This is a genomic window from Nocardioides sp. W7, from assembly GCF_022919075.1.
Lineage (GTDB): Bacteria > Actinomycetota > Actinomycetes > Propionibacteriales > Nocardioidaceae > Nocardioides.
On sequence record NZ_CP095078.1, the window covers coordinates 574,161 to 593,352 of the forward strand.

Annotated in this window: 16 protein-coding genes; 11 read left to right on the plus strand and 5 right to left on the minus strand. The window is 72.8% G+C overall.

What is annotated here, in order from left to right; translation table 11 throughout:
- Positions 1 to 63: 63 nt before the first annotated feature.
- Entirely contained in the window at positions 64 to 1,230 is a 1,167-nt protein-coding gene (locus MUB56_RS02790) for a glycosyltransferase (protein WP_244930394.1), read from the minus strand.
- Between the two features lie 62 nt (positions 1,231 to 1,292).
- The gene (locus tag MUB56_RS02795) at positions 1,293 to 1,583 is read right to left on the minus strand and encodes a DUF1330 domain-containing protein (RefSeq protein ID WP_244930395.1); all 291 of its coding nucleotides are present in this window, start codon (positions 1,581 to 1,583) and stop codon (positions 1,293 to 1,295) included.
- 136 nt (positions 1,584 to 1,719) lie between these two features.
- On the opposite strand from MUB56_RS02795, the gene MUB56_RS02800 reads away from it, so the two are divergent.
- From MUB56_RS02800 to MUB56_RS02810, 3 genes are all read left to right on the plus strand, one after another.
- Positions 1,720 to 1,863, plus strand: coding sequence for a hypothetical protein (locus tag MUB56_RS02800; RefSeq protein WP_244930396.1), 144 nt, complete (start codon positions 1,720 to 1,722; stop codon positions 1,861 to 1,863).
- A gap of 142 nt (positions 1,864 to 2,005) precedes the next feature.
- Positions 2,006 to 2,356 (plus strand): PadR family transcriptional regulator, encoded by a 351-nt coding sequence (locus MUB56_RS02805; protein ID WP_244930397.1) that lies wholly within the window; start codon positions 2,006 to 2,008, stop codon positions 2,354 to 2,356.
- Positions 2,353 to 3,450 carry a hypothetical protein gene (locus MUB56_RS02810; RefSeq protein ID WP_244930398.1) on the plus strand — a complete coding sequence of 366 codons (1,098 nt, stop codon included), beginning with the start codon at positions 2,353 to 2,355 and terminating at the stop codon, positions 3,448 to 3,450. Before MUB56_RS02805 ends, MUB56_RS02810 begins: the two co-directional genes overlap by 4 nt.
- A gap of 109 nt (positions 3,451 to 3,559) precedes the next feature.
- Here MUB56_RS02810 and MUB56_RS02815 read toward each other — a convergent pair whose 3' ends face one another.
- From MUB56_RS02815 to MUB56_RS02825, 3 genes are all read right to left on the minus strand, one after another.
- On the minus strand, positions 3,560 to 4,147 hold the full coding sequence (locus tag MUB56_RS02815; protein WP_244930399.1) for a TIGR03086 family metal-binding protein: 588 nt from the start codon (positions 4,145 to 4,147) through the stop codon (positions 3,560 to 3,562).
- Between the two features lie 67 nt (positions 4,148 to 4,214).
- Positions 4,215 to 5,240 (minus strand): M48 family metallopeptidase, encoded by a 1,026-nt coding sequence (locus MUB56_RS02820; RefSeq protein ID WP_244930400.1) that lies wholly within the window; start codon positions 5,238 to 5,240, stop codon positions 4,215 to 4,217.
- Positions 5,241 to 5,281: 41 nt separating this feature from the next.
- A complete protein-coding gene (locus MUB56_RS02825) occupies positions 5,282 to 6,415 on the minus strand; it encodes an acyl-CoA dehydrogenase family protein (RefSeq protein WP_244930401.1) in 1,134 nt (377 codons plus the stop codon).
- Between the two features lie 71 nt (positions 6,416 to 6,486).
- Between MUB56_RS02825 and MUB56_RS02830 the strand changes: the two genes are divergently transcribed.
- The 8 genes from MUB56_RS02830 to MUB56_RS02865 all read left to right on the plus strand — a co-directional run bounded on the left by MUB56_RS02830 (position 6,487) and on the right by MUB56_RS02865 (position 19,062).
- Entirely contained in the window at positions 6,487 to 7,167 is a 681-nt protein-coding gene (locus tag MUB56_RS02830; protein ID WP_244930402.1) for a helix-turn-helix domain-containing protein, read from the plus strand.
- Between the two features lie 194 nt (positions 7,168 to 7,361).
- Positions 7,362 to 8,669, plus strand: coding sequence for a choice-of-anchor P family protein (locus MUB56_RS02835; RefSeq protein ID WP_244930403.1), 1,308 nt, complete (start codon positions 7,362 to 7,364; stop codon positions 8,667 to 8,669).
- Positions 8,670 to 8,800: 131 nt separating this feature from the next.
- The gene (locus MUB56_RS02840; protein WP_244930404.1) at positions 8,801 to 9,976 is read left to right on the plus strand and encodes an MFS transporter; all 1,176 of its coding nucleotides are present in this window, start codon (positions 8,801 to 8,803) and stop codon (positions 9,974 to 9,976) included.
- Between the two features lie 52 nt (positions 9,977 to 10,028).
- The gene (locus MUB56_RS02845) at positions 10,029 to 10,529 is read left to right on the plus strand and encodes a hypothetical protein (RefSeq protein ID WP_244930405.1); all 501 of its coding nucleotides are present in this window, start codon (positions 10,029 to 10,031) and stop codon (positions 10,527 to 10,529) included.
- Positions 10,530 to 10,554: 25 nt separating this feature from the next.
- On the plus strand, positions 10,555 to 11,316 hold the full coding sequence (locus MUB56_RS02850) for an IclR family transcriptional regulator (protein WP_244930406.1): 762 nt from the start codon (positions 10,555 to 10,557) through the stop codon (positions 11,314 to 11,316).
- Positions 11,317 to 11,574: 258 nt separating this feature from the next.
- Positions 11,575 to 12,513, plus strand: a complete 939-nt coding sequence (locus tag MUB56_RS02855; protein WP_244930407.1) for a DMT family transporter — start codon at positions 11,575 to 11,577, stop codon at positions 12,511 to 12,513.
- A 55-nt stretch (positions 12,514 to 12,568) separates the two neighbouring features.
- Positions 12,569 to 15,022, plus strand: coding sequence for a hypothetical protein (locus MUB56_RS02860; protein WP_244930408.1), 2,454 nt, complete (start codon positions 12,569 to 12,571; stop codon positions 15,020 to 15,022).
- A 113-nt stretch (positions 15,023 to 15,135) separates the two neighbouring features.
- Positions 15,136 to 19,062 (plus strand): heterodisulfide reductase-related iron-sulfur binding cluster, encoded by a 3,927-nt coding sequence (locus MUB56_RS02865; protein ID WP_244930409.1) that lies wholly within the window; start codon positions 15,136 to 15,138, stop codon positions 19,060 to 19,062.
- Positions 19,063 to 19,192: the final 130 nt, after the last annotated feature.

Sequence of the window (19,192 nt, forward strand, 5' to 3'; positions counted from 1 at the left end):
TCGAGCCGTTGGTCCCACGATGCGCCTCGGCCGCCGTCGGGACAACAGACCACCGGGGCCGGGTCAGCCCACGAGCTCCTCCAGCACGGGTACGACGGCGGTGACCGGAGGCAGACCGGCCATCTGGTCGGCGACCGACCGGGCGGCCAGCCGGTACCGGTCGTCCTGCAGCACCCGGGCGAGTGCCGCCGGCAGCTCGTCGACGCCGGCCACCCCGCCGGGCACCGTCACGCCGGCGCCCACGGCCGCCACGTGGTCGGCGTTGACGAACTGGTCCATCGCGAACAGCGGGAGCACCACCTGCGGGACCCCGGCGACCAACGCCGCCATCGTCGTACCGAAGCCGCCGTGCCCGACCACCGCCGCAGCCTGCGCCATGACGTCGTCCTGGGGCCACCACTGCTCGACACAGGCGTTCGGCGGGACGGTGAGCTCGTCCACCGCGACGCCCCGCCCGGTCGTGAGCAGCACGCGCACCGGCTGGTCGGCCAGCGCGTCGAGCACGGCCGGGTACACCGGGGCGAAGTGCGGAAGAGCCGCGGCGACCGATCCGAAGCTCACGTAGACCAGGGGTTGCGCGGGGTCGCCCCAGGCCCCGGGCAGGCGCCCCTCGCTCGGGGCGACCGGCACCCGGTAGCGGTGCACGGGTCCGCGGTGCTCGGCGTCCGAGGGACGCACCTCGTCGAGGACCGGCGGCACGCTGGTGAGCGTCGGCGCGGTGCGGATCGCCGCGGAGCAGGTCCCCAGCGCGAGGCCGGCGAGGGTGTCGAGCTCGGCGAGCGGCTCGGCGACCATCGCGCCGACCTGCTCCATCAACGACGCCACGCCCACCGCGACCACCACCTGCGGGATCTCCGCCGCCAGCGCGGCCGCGAGCGACCCGAACTCCGTCGGCTCGCGGAGCACCAGGTCCGGCCGCCACTCCTCGACGGTCGCCGTCACCCCGGCCAGGGCGGCCTGCGCGTCGAGGCGGCCGAAGACCTCCGCGACGACGACCCGGTTGGCCTCCTCCATCGACAGCGTCGGCAGCCGGCCCATCACCGCCCCGAGGACGTCGCGCGGCACGTCGGCGAAGGGCCGGTGCACGAAGCCCGCACCGGTGACCTCGGCCGCGAACGACTCCGGTGCCGCGACCGCCACCTCGTGCCCGGCCCGCACGCAGGCGCGGGCGACGGGGACCAGCGGACCGAAGTGACCCGCCCCCGCGGTGCTGGCGACGAGCACACGCATCTCGACATCGTCGCAGCGCGGGCCCGCGCGGGCAGCCCCGAATTTGATGAGAGGCGCGGGGTCTACGCCACGCCGGGCACGACCCGGATCTCCCGTACGGCGCCGCCGTCGAGCGCAGCGAGCGCCTCCTGGTAGGCCGGGCTGTCGTGCGCGGCCCGCGCGGCCTCGGCGGAGTCGAAGCGGATCACGACGGTGCGGGTCGCCTCACCCGACTCGTAGGTCTGCTCCGGCAGCCCGCGAGCCACGAAGGTCCCGCCGGCCCCCTCGAGGGCGGGACCCGCGAGAGCGGCGTACGCCGCCAGCTTGGACTCGTCGAGGACCTCGCGGTAGATGCTGATCCAGTAGGCGCTCATGGGGTCATCCTGCCGAATCCCGCGGCCCGGCGACCCTCGGGTCCATAAGGCGCGGGACACGTCCCCACCCGTGGGAGGTGAGCAATCTCCACCTTCCGGGTACAGGTCCGAAAGACCCTCCTGAAAGGAGACTGGAATGATCGTCCTCGGACTGATCCTCCTGGTGATCGGTCTCGTGACCACCACGAGCATCCTCACCACGATCGGCGCGATCCTGCTGGTAGTCGGGTTGATCCTCAACCTGGTTCCGATCGGCGGCACCCGCCGGCGCGTCTTCTAGCGCGAGCATCGGCTGAACCCGACACGACCCCGGCCATCGGCCGGGGTCGTGTCATGTCCGGAGCGCCCGGTCTACCCCGCCGCGACACGCGGCGGGGTTCTTTTCCGCACACTACTGCGCACTCCGCAGTAGTGTGCGGTGCATGGACACCACCCAGCTCCTCAAGGGAGTGCTCGACCTGGCGGTGCTCGCCGTGGTCGACGACGAGGACGGCTACGGCTACGACGTCCTCCGCCGCCTGCGCGCCGGCGGCCTGTCCGAGGTCGGGGACGCCTCGGTCTACGGCACCCTGCGCCGGCTGTACGCCGCCGGCGCGCTGACGTCGTACGTCGTGCCCTCGGAAGAGGGACCGCACCGCAAGTACTACGGCATCACGCCGACCGGCCGCGACCAGCTGGCCCGGCAGACCAAGGACTGGCGGACCTTCGCCGAGACCGTGACCGACCTCCTCGACCACCCGCACCGGACGACCCCGCAGGGAGCAGCATCGTGAGCGAGCCGACCACTACCGCCCGTCCCGACGTCGAGGCGTTCGTCGCCCAGGTCCGGGCCCGGCTCGCCGACCTCGGTGAGGACGAGCGCGAGGAGCTGCTCGACGGCCTGGAGGCGGACCTCTCCGACCAGCTCGCCGACGGCAGCACCGACCTCGGCGACCCGTGGCTCTACGCCGCCGAGCTGCGGGCCGCGGCCGGGCTGCCCGAGGCCGGGCGGGCCCGCAGGGCCGGTCACCTGCTCCCCCGTGCCGCCGACGTCGAGCACGCCCTCGACCAGGCCCGCGAGCGCTGGTCCGACCTGCTCGGCCGGTTCCCCGCCCAGGTCGGGGAGGTCCTCGCCGCGCTCCGTCCGGCGTGGTGGGTGGCGCGGGCCTGGGTCGCGGTCACCCTGCTCGACCAGTCGACCGGACCCTGGGAGCGGATCAGCATGGTCCCGTCCTTCGCCGTTACCGGTCTGGGCCTCGTACTGCTCCTGGCCGCCGTGACGGTCAGCACGCTCCTCGGCCTCGGCCGACTCTGGCCCGGCTCCGGTCCCGCGCGGACGCTCGGGGCACGCCTCGTGCTGATCGGACTGAACTCCGTCGCCGTGGTGGTGCTCCTCACCTTCTCGTTCTCCTCCGGCACCTACTTCAGCAGCAGCTCCACCCCGTGGGGCGAAGGCGTGTACCGCGGCGAGCCCGTCCACCCCCGGGACGGGCTGCGACTGGACGGCACCCCCGTCCGAAACGTCTTCGCCTTCGACGCCCAGGGCCGGCAACTCACCGGTGTGCAGCTCTTCCGCGCCAACGGCGACCCGCTCCAGGTGACTCCCCGGGCCACCATCAGCCGTGAGCGAGGCTCCCGCACGGTCGGCTGCGGCTGGCTCAACGGCAGCACCCAGCTGTTCAACGTCTTCCCGCTCCCCCAGCGCGAGCAGCGCCGGGGCACCTGCGCCGGCATCGCACCAGAGGGTGCCGGTCCGGTCACCGAGGCCGTGCCGCCCTTCGCCCAGGTGCCGCCCGTGACGTCGCCGACGACAGTGCCGGCGACCACGCCGATGACCACGCCGGGGGCCGAGCGGGGGACGGTCGGGGACCTGGATCCGACTCGGTAGTCGGCGGGGTCAGGTGCCCGGGAGTGCGGCGTAGGACCCGAGCGTCCTCGTGCGGACACCGCAGGCACACCCGAGCCGGACCGGCCGGCTCGGCCGGCTCGGCCAGCGGTCAGGGACCCACGGGGCCCTTCCAGTGCGGGTCACGTCCGATGAAGCCGAGGAGCTGGGTCTGCGGGTCCGCGTCGGGAGGTACGGCGACCCGCGGCCCGTACTGACCACTGGAGCGCATCAGGTCCTCGACGGGCTCCATCCCGGCCAGCATCCGCGAGCACCGCACCGGGTCGAGCGTGTCGTCCTGGCCGGTCGCCCTGGCGAGATCCCAGGTGTGCATGAAGACGTCGGCCGTGAAGAACCGGGACACCGCCTCGGCCAGCGGCACCTCGCCGAGGTGCGGATTGCTGAGCACCCGCGTCGCGGTCGCCGGGTCGTCGAGCAGGTCGCGGACTCCGTCGGCCAGCTCGTGCCAGGCCGCTGCCGGGTCCTCGTCCACCGAGGTCGCGACCGTCAGACGGATGCCGGACCCCGCCTCCAGGAAGTCGGGGAACCAGTCGACGAGGTGGCGGATCACGTCGCGGGCCCGCCACTCCTCGACCGGGGCCGGGGCGTCCCAGGACTCCGGGTCCGCTCCGTCGACCCTCCGGGTGAGGCCTCCGCCGATCTCGCGCCATTCCTCAGCCGGGCTCATCTCGTCGCTCATGCCCCTAACGACCCGCCTGAGTGCCCAGACTCATCGGCAGCCCATCCCGCTGCAGTAGTCCGGAGACTCACTCGCCGCGGGTGCGGCGGACGGCCCCGTCGAGCCAGATCTTCGCGCTGCCGAGGTACCCGGCCAGGTCGTGCACGAGCTTGCCGACGGCGTCCTGGCTGTGCTGGAAGGTCTCGGAGTAGCTGCGCGCTGCCTCGCGGGCCGCCGCGGAGACGGTGGCCGTGTCGTCGTCGCCGCGGCGCGGGTAGCCGCCGCCGAGCATCGCGGTGTACTCGCCGGAGTCGATCCAGCGCCGCAGCTCGGCCGCGCGTACGACGGCGAACGGGTGCGTCTGGTTCTCGATCAGCAGCAGCTTCAGCACGGAGTCGCGCAGGTCGCCGGCCTCGAGGTACTCCCGGCCCTGCGCGAAGAAGGCCGGCGTGTCGAGGTCGTCGAGGCGCCCGCCGCTCGCGAGCTTCATGTGCACCCGGAACGCCGTCGCCGGGTCCTGGGTCGCGAGCAGTCCGGCCCGGTCCGCGGAGAGCTCGGACTTGCGCGACCACTCGTGCAGCGCCGCCACGATGGCGCGGACCCCGAGCCCGCCGACCGGGATCGTCGAGAACAGCCCGGAGAGCTGGATCAGCCGCTGGAGCAGCGTCTGGTAGACCGCGTGCCCGCTGATCGCGTGCCCGAGCTCGTGTCCCACGACGAACCGCAGCTCGTCCTCGTCGAGCAGGTCGACCAGCCCCGAGGTCAGCACGATGAACGGCTCGTTCATGCCGAGGGTGTGCGCGTTCGGGACCGGGTTGGCGACGACGTACAGCTCCGGCAGCTTCGGCAGGCCGGGCGCGTCGAGCGTCTCGCCCACCTCCCCGAGCAACCGGTGCAGGGTCGCGAACTGCCGCTCGTCGGCGCGCACGGCCGACCCGAGGAAGACCAGGCGTACGGCGCGCTCGTTGAACAGCCCCGAGACCGCCTTGAGCACCGAGTCGAAGCCCTTCAGCCTGCGCAGCGCCACCAGCGCACCACGGTCGGCGGGGTGCTCCCAGGCCCGCGAGCTGATGTCGCGCAGGATCGTCCGGGACCGGGTCGGCTGTGTCGTCACGGCGCCCAGGGTGGCATACCCACCCCCGGCCCGGGCCGCGATCAGCCGAGTGCGTCGCGACCCACGAGCTCGAGCGTCGCCTCGGGGGTCAGCGGGTGGAACGGGCCGCCGCGGACGTCGCGGTAGGCCCGCTCCAGCGGGGAGCCGCGGAAGAACGCCGGCCCGCCGGCCACCTCCAGGGCCAGGTCGGCCACCGTCCGGGCCGCGGTCACGGCCTCCCGCTTCGCGGTCATCAGCGTGATCAGTGTCGCCTGATCGGCCGGCAGCTCGTCGCCGGTCTCGGCGAGCGCGCCGTGCAGCGCCCAGTGCGCGACGTCCAGCCGGCACCTCATCTCGCCGACCTGCCGGATCGCGGCCGCGGACGGCTCTGGCCGACGCTGCAGCAGCCGCCTCGCCTCGTCGTACGCACCCCGGGCCACGCCGAGGTACGCCGCCGCGACGAGCGGTGCGAAGTGGATCGCGGCGACCAGCAGCGGGCCGGCGAGCGCGCCGTACGGCCGGGTGCCGAGCACCTTCTCGCGGGGCACGAAGACGCCCTCGAAGACCAGGTCGTGGCTGGCGGTGCCGCGCATCCCGAGGGTGTCCCAGGTCTCCACGATGCTCACCCCCGGCGCGGAGAGCGGGACCCCGGCGTGGATCACCTCGGCGTCGGGGCCGGGTCCACCGACGACCGCGCTGGTCGACACCACCGTGGCGACGGGCGCCTGGGTGCAGAAGACCTTGCGGCCGTCGAGCCGGTAGCCACCCTCGACGGGCGTGGCGATCGTCGTCGGGCAGACCCAGTCGGAGCCGCCGCTGGTGGCCATGACCAGCCGGTCCGCCGCCACCGCCCGCAGCACGGCCTCGGCACCGGGCGCGGACCGTCGCAGCCGCCAGCGCTGCACGAAGGTCAGGTAGAGGTGCATCGTCGAGGCCAGCGCCGCCGAGCCGGACCAGCGGCCGAGCTCCTCCTGGGCGAGGGCGACCTGGCGCAGGGTCGCGCCGCCGCCGCCGAGCTCGACGGGGACGGGCAGGGCCAGGTAGCCGGTCTCGTGCATCAGGTCGTACGCCTCGGTGACGAAGGTGCCGGCCCGGTCGTGGTCCTCGTCGTGGCGGGCGGCCTCGGCCCCGATGCGTGCGGCGAGGGCGAGGACGTGGTCGTCGGTGGTCGGGAGCTGTTCGGTGAGAGTGGTCATGGAGCGAGCGTCCGCCGGGATGACTCGCCTGGGTAGTTCTCAATCTGAACCTGCGGGGTCACCATGGACAGATGTCCCGGTACGGCCAGTACTGCCCGATCACCCGGAGCCTGGAGATCCTCGGTGACCGCTGGACGCTGCTCATCGTGCGTGACCTGCTGGTCGGTGCGACCCACTTCAACGAGCTGGCCCGCGGCCTGCCCGGCATGTCGCGGGCGATCCTCTCCAAGCGCCTCGACCTGCTGGAGCGACACGAGCTGGTCCGCCGCACCGACGACGGCTACCAGCCCACCGACGCCTGCCGCGACCTCGGCCCGATCATCTTCGGGCTCGCCGAGTGGGGCGCCCGCTGGGCGTTCGGCGAGCCCCGCCAGGACGAGCTCGACCCGACCGTCCTGATGTGGTGGATCCGCGGCGGGATCGACCCGGCCGCCTTCGGCGAGCGGCGGGTGGTGCTGCACGTGCGGCTGCCGGAGGCGCGGCGTACCCGCTTCTGGTTCGTGGTCGACCGCGACGACGTGTCGCTCTGCTTCACCGACCCCGGGCACGACATCGACGTACTCCTCGAGACCTCGCTGTCGACGCTCTACCAGGTGTGGGAGGGCCGGATCGACCTGCTCGCCGCCGTCCGCGACGGTCTGGTGTCGCTCACCGGCCGACGCGAGGTGCTCATGCGGCTCCCGGACGCACTGCTCTTCTCCCCCGTCGCTCCCTACGTACGACGGGCGCGGCTCACCTCTCCCGCGACCTGAACGGCGCGGGCACCGGCACCGGCACGGGTCGCCACCACGTCGCCGAGTCCCGGCATCTCAGATCCGAGACATTTAGTAGAACGTGTTGCAGGAATGTCGTTTGTGGCGTTCTCGCAGCGGGCACGTGGGGCAGACGTCCGACGGCCCCGGTCCATCTCTCGCGGGTGCCCCACGATCCCCCAGAGGAGTTCCACATGCGCCGGTTCATCCCCCTCGGCACCGCGCTCGCGCTCGCCGCGGCCACGCTCACGGTCCCACTCGCCGGCACCACGGCGAGCGCCGAGCCCGACGCCACGTCGGTGTTCGCCAAGGCCAAGCCCAAGAAGCCGAAGAAGCCCAAGGTGAAGCCCACCCCGTACGCCTTCCGCGCGCACGGCTACGGCACCCGGGTCGTGGGCGGCCAGCTGCCGGCGGCGTCCGGGGCCACGGCGCTCGCGGTGATCGGGTGCACCAACAAGACCGGCATCAACCGCGACAACAACGTCGCGGAGGTCAAGCTCCCGGGCCTGGGCACGATCTCCGGCGTCCGCACCGACGTCCGGACCGTCAAGACCGCGACCGAGGTCGCCTCGATCTCCGAGCACAAGGTCGCGCAGATCGTCCTGGCCGAGTCGGCGCTCGGCCGGCTGTCGATCGAGGGCGTCACGTCGTACTCCAAGGCCAGCGCGACGTCGGCGGGCTACGCCACCGAGACCGAGACCACCCTGGCCAAGCTCGTCTTCCGGGCGCCCGGCGGCGAGGCCCAGGTGCTGCCGCTGCCGACGCTGAACAAGCCGATCGAGGTGCCCGGTCTGCTGCGGGTCGCGATCGGCGACCAGCTGGAGCGCACCGGCCCCGACTTCGCCCGCGCCCGGGCCAACGGCCTCACCATCACCCTGATCCCGACGAAGACGAAGATCGTCGTCGGCCGCACGGTCGCCTTCCTGACCAAGGGCATCCAGACCGGCCTGTTCGTGGGCTCCTCGAACGCCACCTCGACCGAGCTGCTCAGCGGGCTGGTCGGCACCGGCCGCACCCAGCGGATCACGATGCCCTGCCAGGGCACCGACGGGCAGGTCAAGCACTCCAGCGCGCTCGACCTCACCATCCCGGGCCTCCTCGACGTCGGCACCGCGCGGTCCAGCCAGATGGGTGAGCAGCGCCGGCGCCGTGCGTTCGGCTTCGAGGAGTCCTCGGTGGCCGGCATCAACCTCGGCAACGGCGCGCTGGTCGTCGATGCGATCAAGGCCCGGGTGAACGTCTCCCGCGTCAAGGGCAAGCCGGCCGCTGTCGACTTCAAGGGCTCGACGCTCGCCGGCATCACCGTCGACGGCGAGACCTACTCGCTGCCCGAGCTCGACGGCCTGGAGATCCCCGGGGTCGCCAAGATCGAGACGATGGTCGAGGAGCGCTTCAACAACGGCGGCCAGATCACGGCCCTGCGGATCACCCTCCTCAACGGCATGGGCGGAGTCATCAACCTCGGCCAGGCCAAGCTGAAGATCGCCCGCAGCGGTCGCTGACCCGCCGCTGCACCGGCTCCGACGCCGGCCGCCTCTCGGGGCGGCCGGCGTCGAGGTCTGTCTGGAACCTCACACCGCCCAGCCGTGAGACGACGTGGTCCACCGAGGGCCCGACGCGTTGACTGGCCGGCGTGGACGACGTCAGCACCCTGCGCCGCTGGGCGATGCTGGCGGCCAGCACGCTCGCGCAGGCGGCCGCCGCAGTGATGATGCACGGCCCGGCGTTCCTGATCCCCGTCCTCCACGACCGCGAGGGGCTCAGCCTCGCTCAGGCCGGCCTCGTGGCGGCGGCACCGACCGTCGGGGTGATGCTCACCCTGGTCGCCTGGGGCGCGCTGACCGACCGGGTCGGCGAGCGCCAGGTGCTGCTGAGCGGGCTCGCCGCCACCGCGGCCGCCGGCACGCTCAGCGTCCTGGTCGACGGCCTGGTCCCGCTCGCCCTCGCCCTGTTCCTCGCCGGCGGCGCCGCGGCCAGCACCAACGCCGCGAGCGGACGCGTCGTGGTCGGCTGGTTCCCCCCGCACCGCCGGGGGCTCGCGATGGGCATCCGGCAGATGGCCCAACCGGTCGGTGTCGGCATCGCCGCGGTCAGCATCGCGGTCATCGCCGACCGCTCCGGCATCCGGGCGGCCCTGCTGGTGCCGACCGTCGCGTGTGCGCTCGCCGCGCTCGTCGTGGCGGCGATCGTGATCGACCCGCCGCGCCCGGCCCGGGTGGCCGGGGACGCACCCAACCCCTATCGCGAGAACGGCTACCTGACCCGGATCCACGGGGTCTCGGTGCTGCTCGTGGTCCCCCAGTTCGTGGTGTGGACCTTCGCGCTCGTCTGGCTGGTGCAGGACCGGGGCTGGTCGCCCGCCGCCGCCGGCGGCCTGGTCGCCGGCACGCAGGTGGCGGGCGCACTCGGCCGGATCGCCGCCGGGCACCTGTCCGACGTGGTCGCCAGCCGGATGCGACCGCTGCGCTGGGTGGCGGTCGCGGCCGCCGTGACGATGGGTCTGCTCGGGGCCGCCGCGGGTCAGGAGCTCGCCATCGCCGTACCCCTGATCGTGCTGGCGACGGTGGTCACCGTCGCCGACAACGGGCTCGCGTTCACCGCCGTCGCCGAGCGGGCCGGCCCGTTCTGGTCGGGCCGGGCCCTCGGGCTGCAGAACACCGCACAGTTCCTGACCGGCTCCGCGGTGCCCCCGATCGCCGGGCTCGCGGTCACGCACCTCGGGTACGCCGCCGCGTTCGGCCTGGCCGCCGTCTTCCCGCTGCTGGCCGCCCCGCTGGTCCCGGTCGGCGAGGAGCGGGCGCCGTCCTGAGTGCGCGAAGTGGGCTCCGGGTACCAGACCAGAACCCGACCAAGGAGGCCCCATGGACGACGTCGTCGTCTGGATCATCATCGCCGTCGTGGCGCTCGCCGTGCTCGCGGTCATCGCGTACCTGCTGAGCCAGCAGCAGAAGCGGAAGAAGCAGCAGGCCCACGAGCACGCCACGCACCTGCGCCGCGAGGCCGAGACGCACACCCCGGCCGTCACCGACGCCCAGCTGGAGGCCCGCCAGGCCGAGGCCAAGGCCGAACTCGCCCGCACCGAGGCCGAGCGGGCCGAGCTCCGGGCCACGGAGGCCCGCCAGGGCTCGGCCGTCACCGAGGCCAAGCAGGAGGACGTACTCCGCGAGGCCGACCGCCTCGACCCGCACGTCGACCACCGCGCCGACGACTACCGGCCCGCCCCGGGCACGGGGGCCGAGCCCAGCGGTGACGCAGGCGCCCACACGGACACCGGCACCGACAACGGCACCGGGACCGGCACAGACACCGGGACCGAGATCCCCACGGACAACGGCACCGGAGGCCGACACCGCGACGTCTGAGGCCGGCAACGCCTAGCCTGCCCGCATGAGCCAGGTACCCGCAGCGACCCGCGCGCTGCGGGTACTGCGATTCCTGGCCAGCCAACCGGACGCCGTGCCGCTGGAGCGGATCGCGCAGGCCTGCGACCTGCCTCGCAGCTCGGCGTACCACCTGTTGCGGGCGATGGTCGAGGAGGGCTTCGTCTCCCACCTGGCCGACGAGCGCCGCTTCGGGCTGGGGCTGGCGGCGTTCGAGGTCGGCAGCGGCTACTCCCGCCAGGCGCCGCTCCAGCGGATCGCCCGCCGGGCCGTCGCGGCACTGGCCGACCGCACCGGCGAGAGCGCGCATCTCGCCGTCCTGCACGGACGCGACGTGCTGTACGTCGTTGAGGAGCGCGCGCCCGGGCGCCCCCCGCTGGTCACCGACGTCGGCGTCCGGCTCCCCGCCCATCTCACCGCCAGCGGCCGGGCCATCCTGGCCGGCCTGTCACGTGCCCAGGTCCGCGCGCTCTACCCCGACGACGCGGCGTTCGCCGACCGCACCGGCTCCGGCCCCCGCACCCCGTCCGCACTGCGCACCCTGCTGACGGAGACCCGTCAGCGCGGCTGGGCGACCGAGGACGGCGAGGTGACCCCCGGGTTCGCCAGCGTCGCCGCCGCCGTCGTCGACCACAACGGCCACCCCGTCGCCGGCGTCGCGGTCACCTACGACAGCACCGCCCCGCCCGACGTCAGCGCGGAGGTACGCCGCACCGCCGACCTGATCACCCACCGGCTGGGCGGCACCCCCACGCCGACCCGTCACTGAATCGGCAAGACACGCCGGGTGGGCGGTGCGCCATCCACCAGATGCTCGGAGCGGACGGTGGACAGCTCACCGCCGGACGGCCCCGGGAGGTCGCTCCCGAAATCGGGCTGCCGGAAAGCCCGTCGATCAGGGAGGATGCTCCCGTGATCTCCCGCGTGCTCCACCTCGGCATCCTGCCGCCTCCGGTCGCCTGACCGGAGCGCCCCACCCGGCGTGCTCCGACCCACCTCCCCGTCGGACCTCTCCAGGAGCACACGCATGTCCACCCCCACCTCGATCTCCCCCGCACTCTCCGCCCGCACCGGGCTGCTGCAGGTCGCCCTCGCCGGCGCCCTGTGGGGCACCGGCGGGCTGGCCGTCCAGGTCGTCCGCGACGTCCTGCCGATGTCGGTCCTCGTCATCAGCGCCTGGCGGATGGTCATCGCCGCACTGGTCCTGGTCGCCGTCCTGGCCCTGACCCGCCAGTCCGCGGGCGTGGTCGCGCTGCTCCGCACGCGGCCGGCGTACGCCGTCGGTGTCGGTACGGCGACCGCGGCGTACCAGGCCCTCTACTTCGTCTCGGTCGTCAACGTCGGCGTGACGGTCGCGACCGTGGTCAGCCTCGGCCTGGCCCCCGTGCTGCTGACCGTCGGCGAGGCGGTCCGCGACCGGCGCCGGCCGGACACCGGGCACCTGCTCGTGCTGGGCGTCGCCCTGACCGGGCTGCTGCTCGTCAGCGGGACCGCCCACTCCGGCGACAGCGGCCCGCACCCGCTCCTGGGCCTGCTCACGGCGGTCGGGTCCGGTACGGCGTACGCCCTCACGACCGCGCTCGGCCGGCCGCTCGCCCAGGTCACCTCGCCGCTCGCGCTCACGACGACGACCACGACCGTCGGCGCGCTGGTCCTGCTGCCCCTCGCCGCGCTCAGCGCGCTGGGCGGCAGCCCGGTGCTCACCACCGACCCGGTCGCCGCCGGCACCCTGCTCTACCTCGGCGTGATGACGATGGCGCTGGCCTACGGCCTGCTGTACGCCGGCCTGCGCACCACCCCCGGCAGCGCGGCCGTGATCGCCACCCTGCTGGAGCCGGTGACCGCGGCCCTGGTCGCGGCGGCCTTCCTCGACGAGCGGATCGGCGCTCTCGGCGTGGTGGGTACGGCGCTGATCCTGCTCGCCGTCGCGGGCCTCGGGCGCAGGCCCGTCGTACCTCCCGGTTGAACCGGTCGTTGAGCGGGAACGTAGAACACGTTCCTGTTCAGCCTGGGAGGCCCGGATGCGCTCGACCCGCCCGTACCTGCACCTGCTCGTCGCGGGCCTGACCGCCACCGCCGTGGTGGTGAGCGCGATCGTCGTCGGCGACGTGCCCGGCGAGCGCAGCGGCACCCTGGCTGCGGGCTTCGACGCGCAGAAGGCCGCCGCGGGCCTGCCCCACGTCGACCCGCCCGGCACGCCGCCGCACGACCACAACGACCCGGCGACCAAGAACTCGCTGTCCCGGGCCGCGGAGGTCGGGGCCGACACCCAGGACCCCACGACGGCGCCCGAGCGGCGCGCGGCCGCGTCGTACGTCGAGCGCCAGCGGCGGCTGAAGGACCCGCGACTGACCACGACGCCGGTGCTGCAGAAGCGCCGCGCTCGGCCCCAGGACCGCTACGCGATGGCAGGTGGCTGCTACCGGATGGCCGGGCGGAGGGTCTTCTTCAAGCCCACCGCCCTGGGCACCTACCTGCTGTACACGACCGACCGTCGCTTCCTGAGCGTCGGCGGGAAGCACGTGGCGCAGCCGTCGCCCGAAGTGGAGTGGCGGGCCACCAAGGTGGGCCGGCGGAACTTCACCTTCCGCAACGCCGGCGACTACTTGCGGATCAGGGGCCAGGCGCACTTCCCGCTCGTGCGCAGCACCGGGTGCACGGCGTACCCCGAGTCCCAGATCGACGTCGACGGCGACCCGTACGCCGGCGTGACGTCGTACCAGGAGGTCCGCGGGTACGTCGACGCGCACACCCACGGCATGGCCTTCGAGTTCCTCGGCGGCCAGGCGCACTGCGGCCGGCCCTGGCACCGGTACGGCGCGCCGTACGCCCTGAAGGACTGCGTCGACCACACCGTCACCGGCGGGTACGGCGGGGTGCTGGAGAGCGTGCTGTCCGGCGAGCCGGGCCACGACCCGGTCGGCTGGCCGACCTTCAAGGACTGGCCCGCGCCGCAGTCGCTGACCCACGAGGGCACCTACTACCGGTGGCTGGAGCGCGCGTGGCGCGGCGGGCAGCGACTGTTCGTGAACCTGCTGGTCGAGAACAACCAGCTCTGCCAGCTCTACCCGTTGAAGCGGAACTCCTGCGACGACATGGACGCCGTCCGGCTGCAGGCGCGGGACATGTACGAGCTGCAGGACTACGTCGACGCCCAGTTCGGCGGCCCCGGCAAGGGCTTCTACCGGATCGTGAAGACCCCCTGGCAGGCCCGCAAGGTCATCAACGCCGGGAAGATGGCGGTGGTGATGGGCATCGAGACCTCGGTGCCGTTCGGCTGCACGATGAAGATCGACATCCCCCAGTGCTCGCTGGCCGACATCGACCGGCAGCTCGACGAGGTGCACCGGCTCGGGGTGCGCCAGATGGAGCTCGTGAACAAGTTCGACAACGCCCTCTCCGGGGTCGCGGGCGACAAGGGGGCCATCGGCCCGCTGGTCAACGTGGCCAACTTCCTGGAGACCGGGTCGTTCTGGGACATGAAGCACTGCGAGCCGGCCGACGGGCGCTCCCACGACAACAACCAGGTCGCGCTGCCCGACATCAGCGGCGGCCAGCAGGACGCCCTGTTCGGTGCGGTCGCCTCCCTCGGCCTGAACCTCGGGCTGCCGAACCTCGCGCTGCCGCTCTACCCGACGCCGAACCACTGCAACAGCCGCGGGCTGACGACGCTCGGCGAGCACACCATCAAGGGGCTCGCGAAGCGGAAGATGCTCTTCGACCCCGACCACATGAGCGTCAAGGCCCGCCAGGCCTCGATGGACACCATCGAGGAGCTCGGCTACTCCGGCGTGCTGTCCAGCCACTCCTGGTCCACCCCCGACACCTACCCGCGGATCTACCGCTCCGGCGGCTTCATCACGCCGTACGCCGGCGACTCCACCGGCTTCGTGGACAAGTGGCGCGAGCACGTCGGCTGGGCCGACCCGCGCTACTACTGGGGCATCGGCTTCGGCGCCGACATCAACGGTCTCGGAGCGCAGGGCGACCCGCGCGGCGCGAACGTGCAGAACCCGGTCCGCTACCCGTTCCGCGGCCTCGGCGGGGTCAAGGTGAACAAGCAGCGGGCCGGCGAGCGGGTCTACGACATCAACGTCGACGGCGTCGCGCAGTACGGCCTGTACCCCGACTGGGTCGAGGACCTCCGCCAGGTCGCCGGCGGCGCGACCGGCAAGGCGATCGTCGACGACATGGCGCGCGGCGCCGAGGCCTACCTGCAGATGTGGGAGCGGGCCGAGGGCGTCCGGGCCGACTCGTGCCGCAACCCGAAGCTCCGCAAGCGGGTCGGCGCCGTGCAGCGGCTGGTGCGCCGCGGGATGAGCACCCGCGCCGTCATGCAGGCCGTCGGCCAGCCCTACACGCGGCTCGGCTCGTCGTACGGCATCTGCGCGCGGACCGCGAAGGACCGCAAGGTGCCGGTCACGATCACGTTCTCGAAGGCCGGGCGGGTGAAGGCGGTCCGAGCTCGCCGATGAAGTTACTGACCAGTAGGATACTTCTCACGCTGGCCGGGCACTGACGCAGCATCCGCGGCCCTCTAGGCTCGCGGACGGCTTGTGCCGCGCACCACGACGAGGAGCTTTACTCGATGCAGACCTTCGCCATCATCGTCTCGCTGGCCATCACGGCCGTGGCGGTGGTCCTGGCCGTCCGAGCTGTCCGGTCCATCCTGGCCACGGTCCGGATCGGCGGTTCCGCCCTGGATCGGTCCGGCGACCCCGGACGCCGGACCTGGACGATGGTCAAGGAGACCCTCGGGCACACCCGGATGCTCCAGTGGCACTGGGTCGGGATCATGCACTGGTTCGTGTACGCCGGGTTCATCGTGCTCAGCGGCGCGGTCGCGACGGGCTACTTCCAGCTGTTCAACCCCGAGTTCGCGCTGCCGATCATCGGGCACTTCTTCCTCTACGAGTGGGTCAGCGAGGGCCTCGGCCTGCTGAGCACGGTCGGCATCGTCTTCCTGATCGTCTACCGCCAGCTCAACCACCCGCGCCGCAAGGGCACCAAGAGCCGCTTCTACGGCTCGAACTTCTGGCAGGCCTACTTCGTCGAGGCGATGGCCCTCCTCGAGGGCTCGGCGATCCTGTTCATCCGCGGCGCGGAGTACAACCTCGGCCAGATCGACAGCACCCACGCGGAGGACTTCGACAGCTTCCACTTCCCGATCAGCTCGCTGGTCGGCGAGGCGCTCTTCCCGGCCGGCGTCGAGTCCTCCGAGCACACGCTCGAGAACATCATCGTGTTCATCGCGATGATCAAGATCGTCCTGGCCATGGCCTGGCTGATCGTGATCTCGAAGAACCTGACGATGGGCGTGGCCTGGCACCGGTTCACCGCCTGGTTCAACATCTGGTTCAAGCGCGAGGCCTCCGGCCGCACCGCGCTCGGCGCGATGAAGCCGCTGACCAGCGACGGCAAGGCCATCACCCTCGACGACATCGACGACCTCGACGAGGACTCCACGCTGGGCGTCGGGTCGATCGAGGACTTCTCGTGGAAGGGCATCCTCGACTTCACGACGTGCACCGACTGCGGCCGCTGCCAGTCGCAGTGCCCCGCGTGGAACACCGAGAAGCCACTGTCCCCCAAGCTGCTCATCACCGCGCTGCGCGACGCGACGTACGCGAAGGCGCCGTACCTCCAGGCCGACGGCGACGAGGCCAAGGCCGCCCTGCTCGAGGGCAACGACACCCTGACCAAGGAGGTCCAGCGCCCCCTCGTCGGCGAGACCGGCGGCCGGATGGACGGCCTCGAGGACGGCGAGTGGTTCTACATGCCGGAGAACGGCGCCGCGGTCATCGACCCCGACGTGCTCTGGTCCTGCACCTCCTGCGGCGCGTGCGTCCAGCAGTGCCCCGTCGACATCGAGCACGTCGACCACATCATGGACATGCGGCGCTACCAGGTCCTGGTCGAGTCGAACTTCCCCGCGGAGCTCAACGGCCTGTTCAAGGGCCTGGAGAACAAGGGCAACCCGTGGAACATGTCGCCCAACGCCCGGATGGACTGGGCCAAGGGTCTCGACTTCGAGGTGAAGGTCGTCGGCACTCCGTCCGATCAGGGAGGGATCGAGTCGCTCGGCGAGGTCGACTGGCTGTTCTGGGTCGGCTGCGCCGGCGCCTACGAGGACCGCGCGAAGAAGACCACCCGCGCCGTGGCCGAGCTGCTCGACATCGCCGGCGTTTCCTTCGGCGTGCTCGGCAACGGCGAGACCTGCACCGGTGACCCGGCCCGGCGGGCCGGGAACGAGTTCGTCTTCCAGGGCCTCGCGCAGCAGAACGTCGAGACCTTCAAGGAGTACAAGGTCAAGAAGGTCGTCTCGACCTGCGCCCACTGCTTCAACACGCTGAAGAACGAGTACAAGGAGTTCGGTGTCGAGCTGGAGGTCGTGCACCACACCCAGCTGCTGAACCGGCTGGTCCGCGAGGGCAAGCTGACCCCGGTCAAGGACGGCGCCGGCGCCCACCAGCGCAAGATCACCTACCACGACCCCTGCTTCATCGGTCGTCACAACGGCGTCTACACGCCCCCGCGCGAGCTGCTGCAGATCCTGCCGGGTGCCGAGGTCGTGGAGATGGAGCGCAACTCCGAGCGGTCCTTCTGCTGCGGCGCCGGTGGCGCCCGGATGTGGATGGAGGAGAACCTCGGCGAGCGGATCAACGTCAACCGCACCGTCGAGGCGGTCGGCACCGGTGCCGACCAGATCGCCGTCGGCTGCCCGTTCTGCCGGGTGATGCTCTCCGACGGGCTCACCGCCCAGCAGGCCAAGGGCGAGGCCCGCGAGGAGGTCGAGATCCTCGACGTCGCGCAGATGCTGCTCTCGTCGGTCAAGGGCGAGATGGCGACCAAGCTGGCGCCCGGCTCGTCGGCGGCTACCCCTGCTGCCGCGCCTGTCTCGCCTGCCGCTCCGGAGGCGAAGGCCGCGCCCGCCGAGAAGCCGGCCGAGAAGTCCGTCGAGACGAAGGCGGAGCCGGAGGCCGGCGACGAGACCATCACCGCGGACACCGTCGTCGCCACCGAGGACGCCGGTCCGGCCGCGAAGGCCTCCGGCGGGTCCTCGCTCTTCGACGACGCCTCCTCGATGTTCGACGAGCCCCAGGCCAAGGCCGCTCCCGCGACCGCCGACGAGGAGAAGGCCCCCGCCGAAGAGGCGCAGGCCGCGAAGCCCGCCTCCTCCGGCGGCTCGCTCTTCGACCTCGGCGACTCCTCGTCCGCGCCGACTGCGAAGGCGGCTCCTGAGGCCGCCCCCGAGGCGGCCCCCGAGGCGAAGGCCGCGCCCGCGACGGGTGGTGGCTCGCTCTTCGACATCGAGGCCGAGGAGCCCGCGGCGGCACCTGCTGCCCAGTCGGCTCCGGCTGCTCAGACGAAGGCCGAGCCTGCTGCCCCGAAGGAGGAGCCGGCCGCCAAGCCCGCCGCCGATCTCGGCTCGGGTGGCTCGCTCTTCGACATCCAGGCCGAGGAGCCGCAGTCGGCTCCCGCCGCGAAGGCGGAGCCGACGGCGAAGGCCGAGCCTGCCCCGACGGCCCAGGCCGCGCCGGCATCCGAGGCCGCCCCGGCCCCGGCGCCCGCGAAGCCGGCCGTCGACCTGAGCTCGGGCGGTTCGCTGTTCGACATCGCCGCGCCCGAGCCGACCGCCGAGTCCGCGCCGACCGAGCCTCCGGCGGAACCGTCTCCGGAGCCCGCACCGGAGACGGCGCCTGAGACGGCGCCTGAGCCGGAGAAGTCCGCCGTAGAGCCCGAGCCCGAGCCGGAAGCGGCACCGGCTGCTCCGACCGGGGCGACGGCATCGGCCACTGCCTCGGCACCCGCCACGGACGTCGACCTCGACAGCCTCGGCTCGCTCTTCGACCTCGAGGCGCCCGAGCCGGTCAGCGTCGCTGTCGCCGCCCCGGCAGCGACCGTGGCCGAGGTCGAGGTCGAGGTCGAGCCGGAGACCCCGGCGACCCCGGTGCCGGCCGAGCCCGCCGCCGAGGTCGAGCCCGACGCCGAGGTCGAGGTCACCGCCGAGCCCGAGCCCACTCCGGAGCCCGAGGCGAAGGCCGAGCCGGCACCAGCTGCGGCGACCTCCACGGCGGTCACCCCGGCCACGGACGTCGACTTCGACAGCCTCGGCTCGCTCTTCGACATCGAGGCGCCCGAGCCCGTCGCCGCCCCGGCCCCGGCTGCTCCGAAGGCTGAGCCCGCTCCGGCGTCCGAGGCCGCGCCGCAGGCCGAGCCCGAGCCGGAGCCCGAGACCGAGACCGAGACCGAAGCCGAGCCGAAGCCGACTCCCGAGTCGGAGAACCCCGGCGCCGACCTGAGCGCTGCGGCCACGGCCGCGGCGAGCGAGGTGCCGGCGGCCCAGGTGCCGACTTCCGAGCCGCAGCCGGAGGCTGAGACCGAGCCGACCCCGGAGACGGAGTCCGAGCCCGAGCCGGCCGAGGTGAAGCCGCAGCCGACGGTCAGCGGCGAGGCGCACCAGCCCCGCACCGACGTCGACATCACCGAGGCGAGCTCGCTCTTCGACCTCTGAGCGCCAACGCGGTGGATCCGTTCAGCCTGGTTGAACGGATCCACCGCAGTTCGGGCAGCTGGTCAGCTCGCCCGCCCAGCCGCGCCGCCGGAGCACGAGCCCGATCTTCGCGGCTGTCTGGCAGGGCCCG

Coding starts and splice junctions, on each gene's coding strand:
- MUB56_RS02815 (WP_244930399.1), bottom strand. CDS start 4,147: ATGAGCGACGAGATGAGCCCGGCTGAGGAATGGCGCGAGATCGGCGGA.
- MUB56_RS02845 (WP_244930405.1), top strand. CDS start 10,029: ATGGACGACGTCGTCGTCTGGATCATCATCGCCGTCGTGGCGCTCGCC.
- MUB56_RS02790 (WP_244930394.1), bottom strand. CDS start 1,230: ATGCGTGTGCTCGTCGCCAGCACCGCGGGGGCGGGTCACTTCGGTCCG.
- MUB56_RS02865 (WP_244930409.1), top strand. CDS start 15,136: ATGCAGACCTTCGCCATCATCGTCTCGCTGGCCATCACGGCCGTGGCG.
- MUB56_RS02805 (WP_244930397.1), top strand. CDS start 2,006: ATGGACACCACCCAGCTCCTCAAGGGAGTGCTCGACCTGGCGGTGCTC.
- MUB56_RS02825 (WP_244930401.1), bottom strand. CDS start 6,415: ATGACCACTCTCACCGAACAGCTCCCGACCACCGACGACCACGTCCTC.
- MUB56_RS02830 (WP_244930402.1), top strand. CDS start 6,487: ATGTCCCGGTACGGCCAGTACTGCCCGATCACCCGGAGCCTGGAGATC.
- MUB56_RS02850 (WP_244930406.1), top strand. CDS start 10,555: ATGAGCCAGGTACCCGCAGCGACCCGCGCGCTGCGGGTACTGCGATTC.
- MUB56_RS02795 (WP_244930395.1), bottom strand. CDS start 1,583: ATGAGCGCCTACTGGATCAGCATCTACCGCGAGGTCCTCGACGAGTCC.
- MUB56_RS02860 (WP_244930408.1), top strand. CDS start 12,569: ATGCGCTCGACCCGCCCGTACCTGCACCTGCTCGTCGCGGGCCTGACC.
- MUB56_RS02855 (WP_244930407.1), top strand. CDS start 11,575: ATGTCCACCCCCACCTCGATCTCCCCCGCACTCTCCGCCCGCACCGGG.
- MUB56_RS02835 (WP_244930403.1), top strand. CDS start 7,362: ATGCGCCGGTTCATCCCCCTCGGCACCGCGCTCGCGCTCGCCGCGGCC.
- MUB56_RS02800 (WP_244930396.1), top strand. CDS start 1,720: ATGATCGTCCTCGGACTGATCCTCCTGGTGATCGGTCTCGTGACCACC.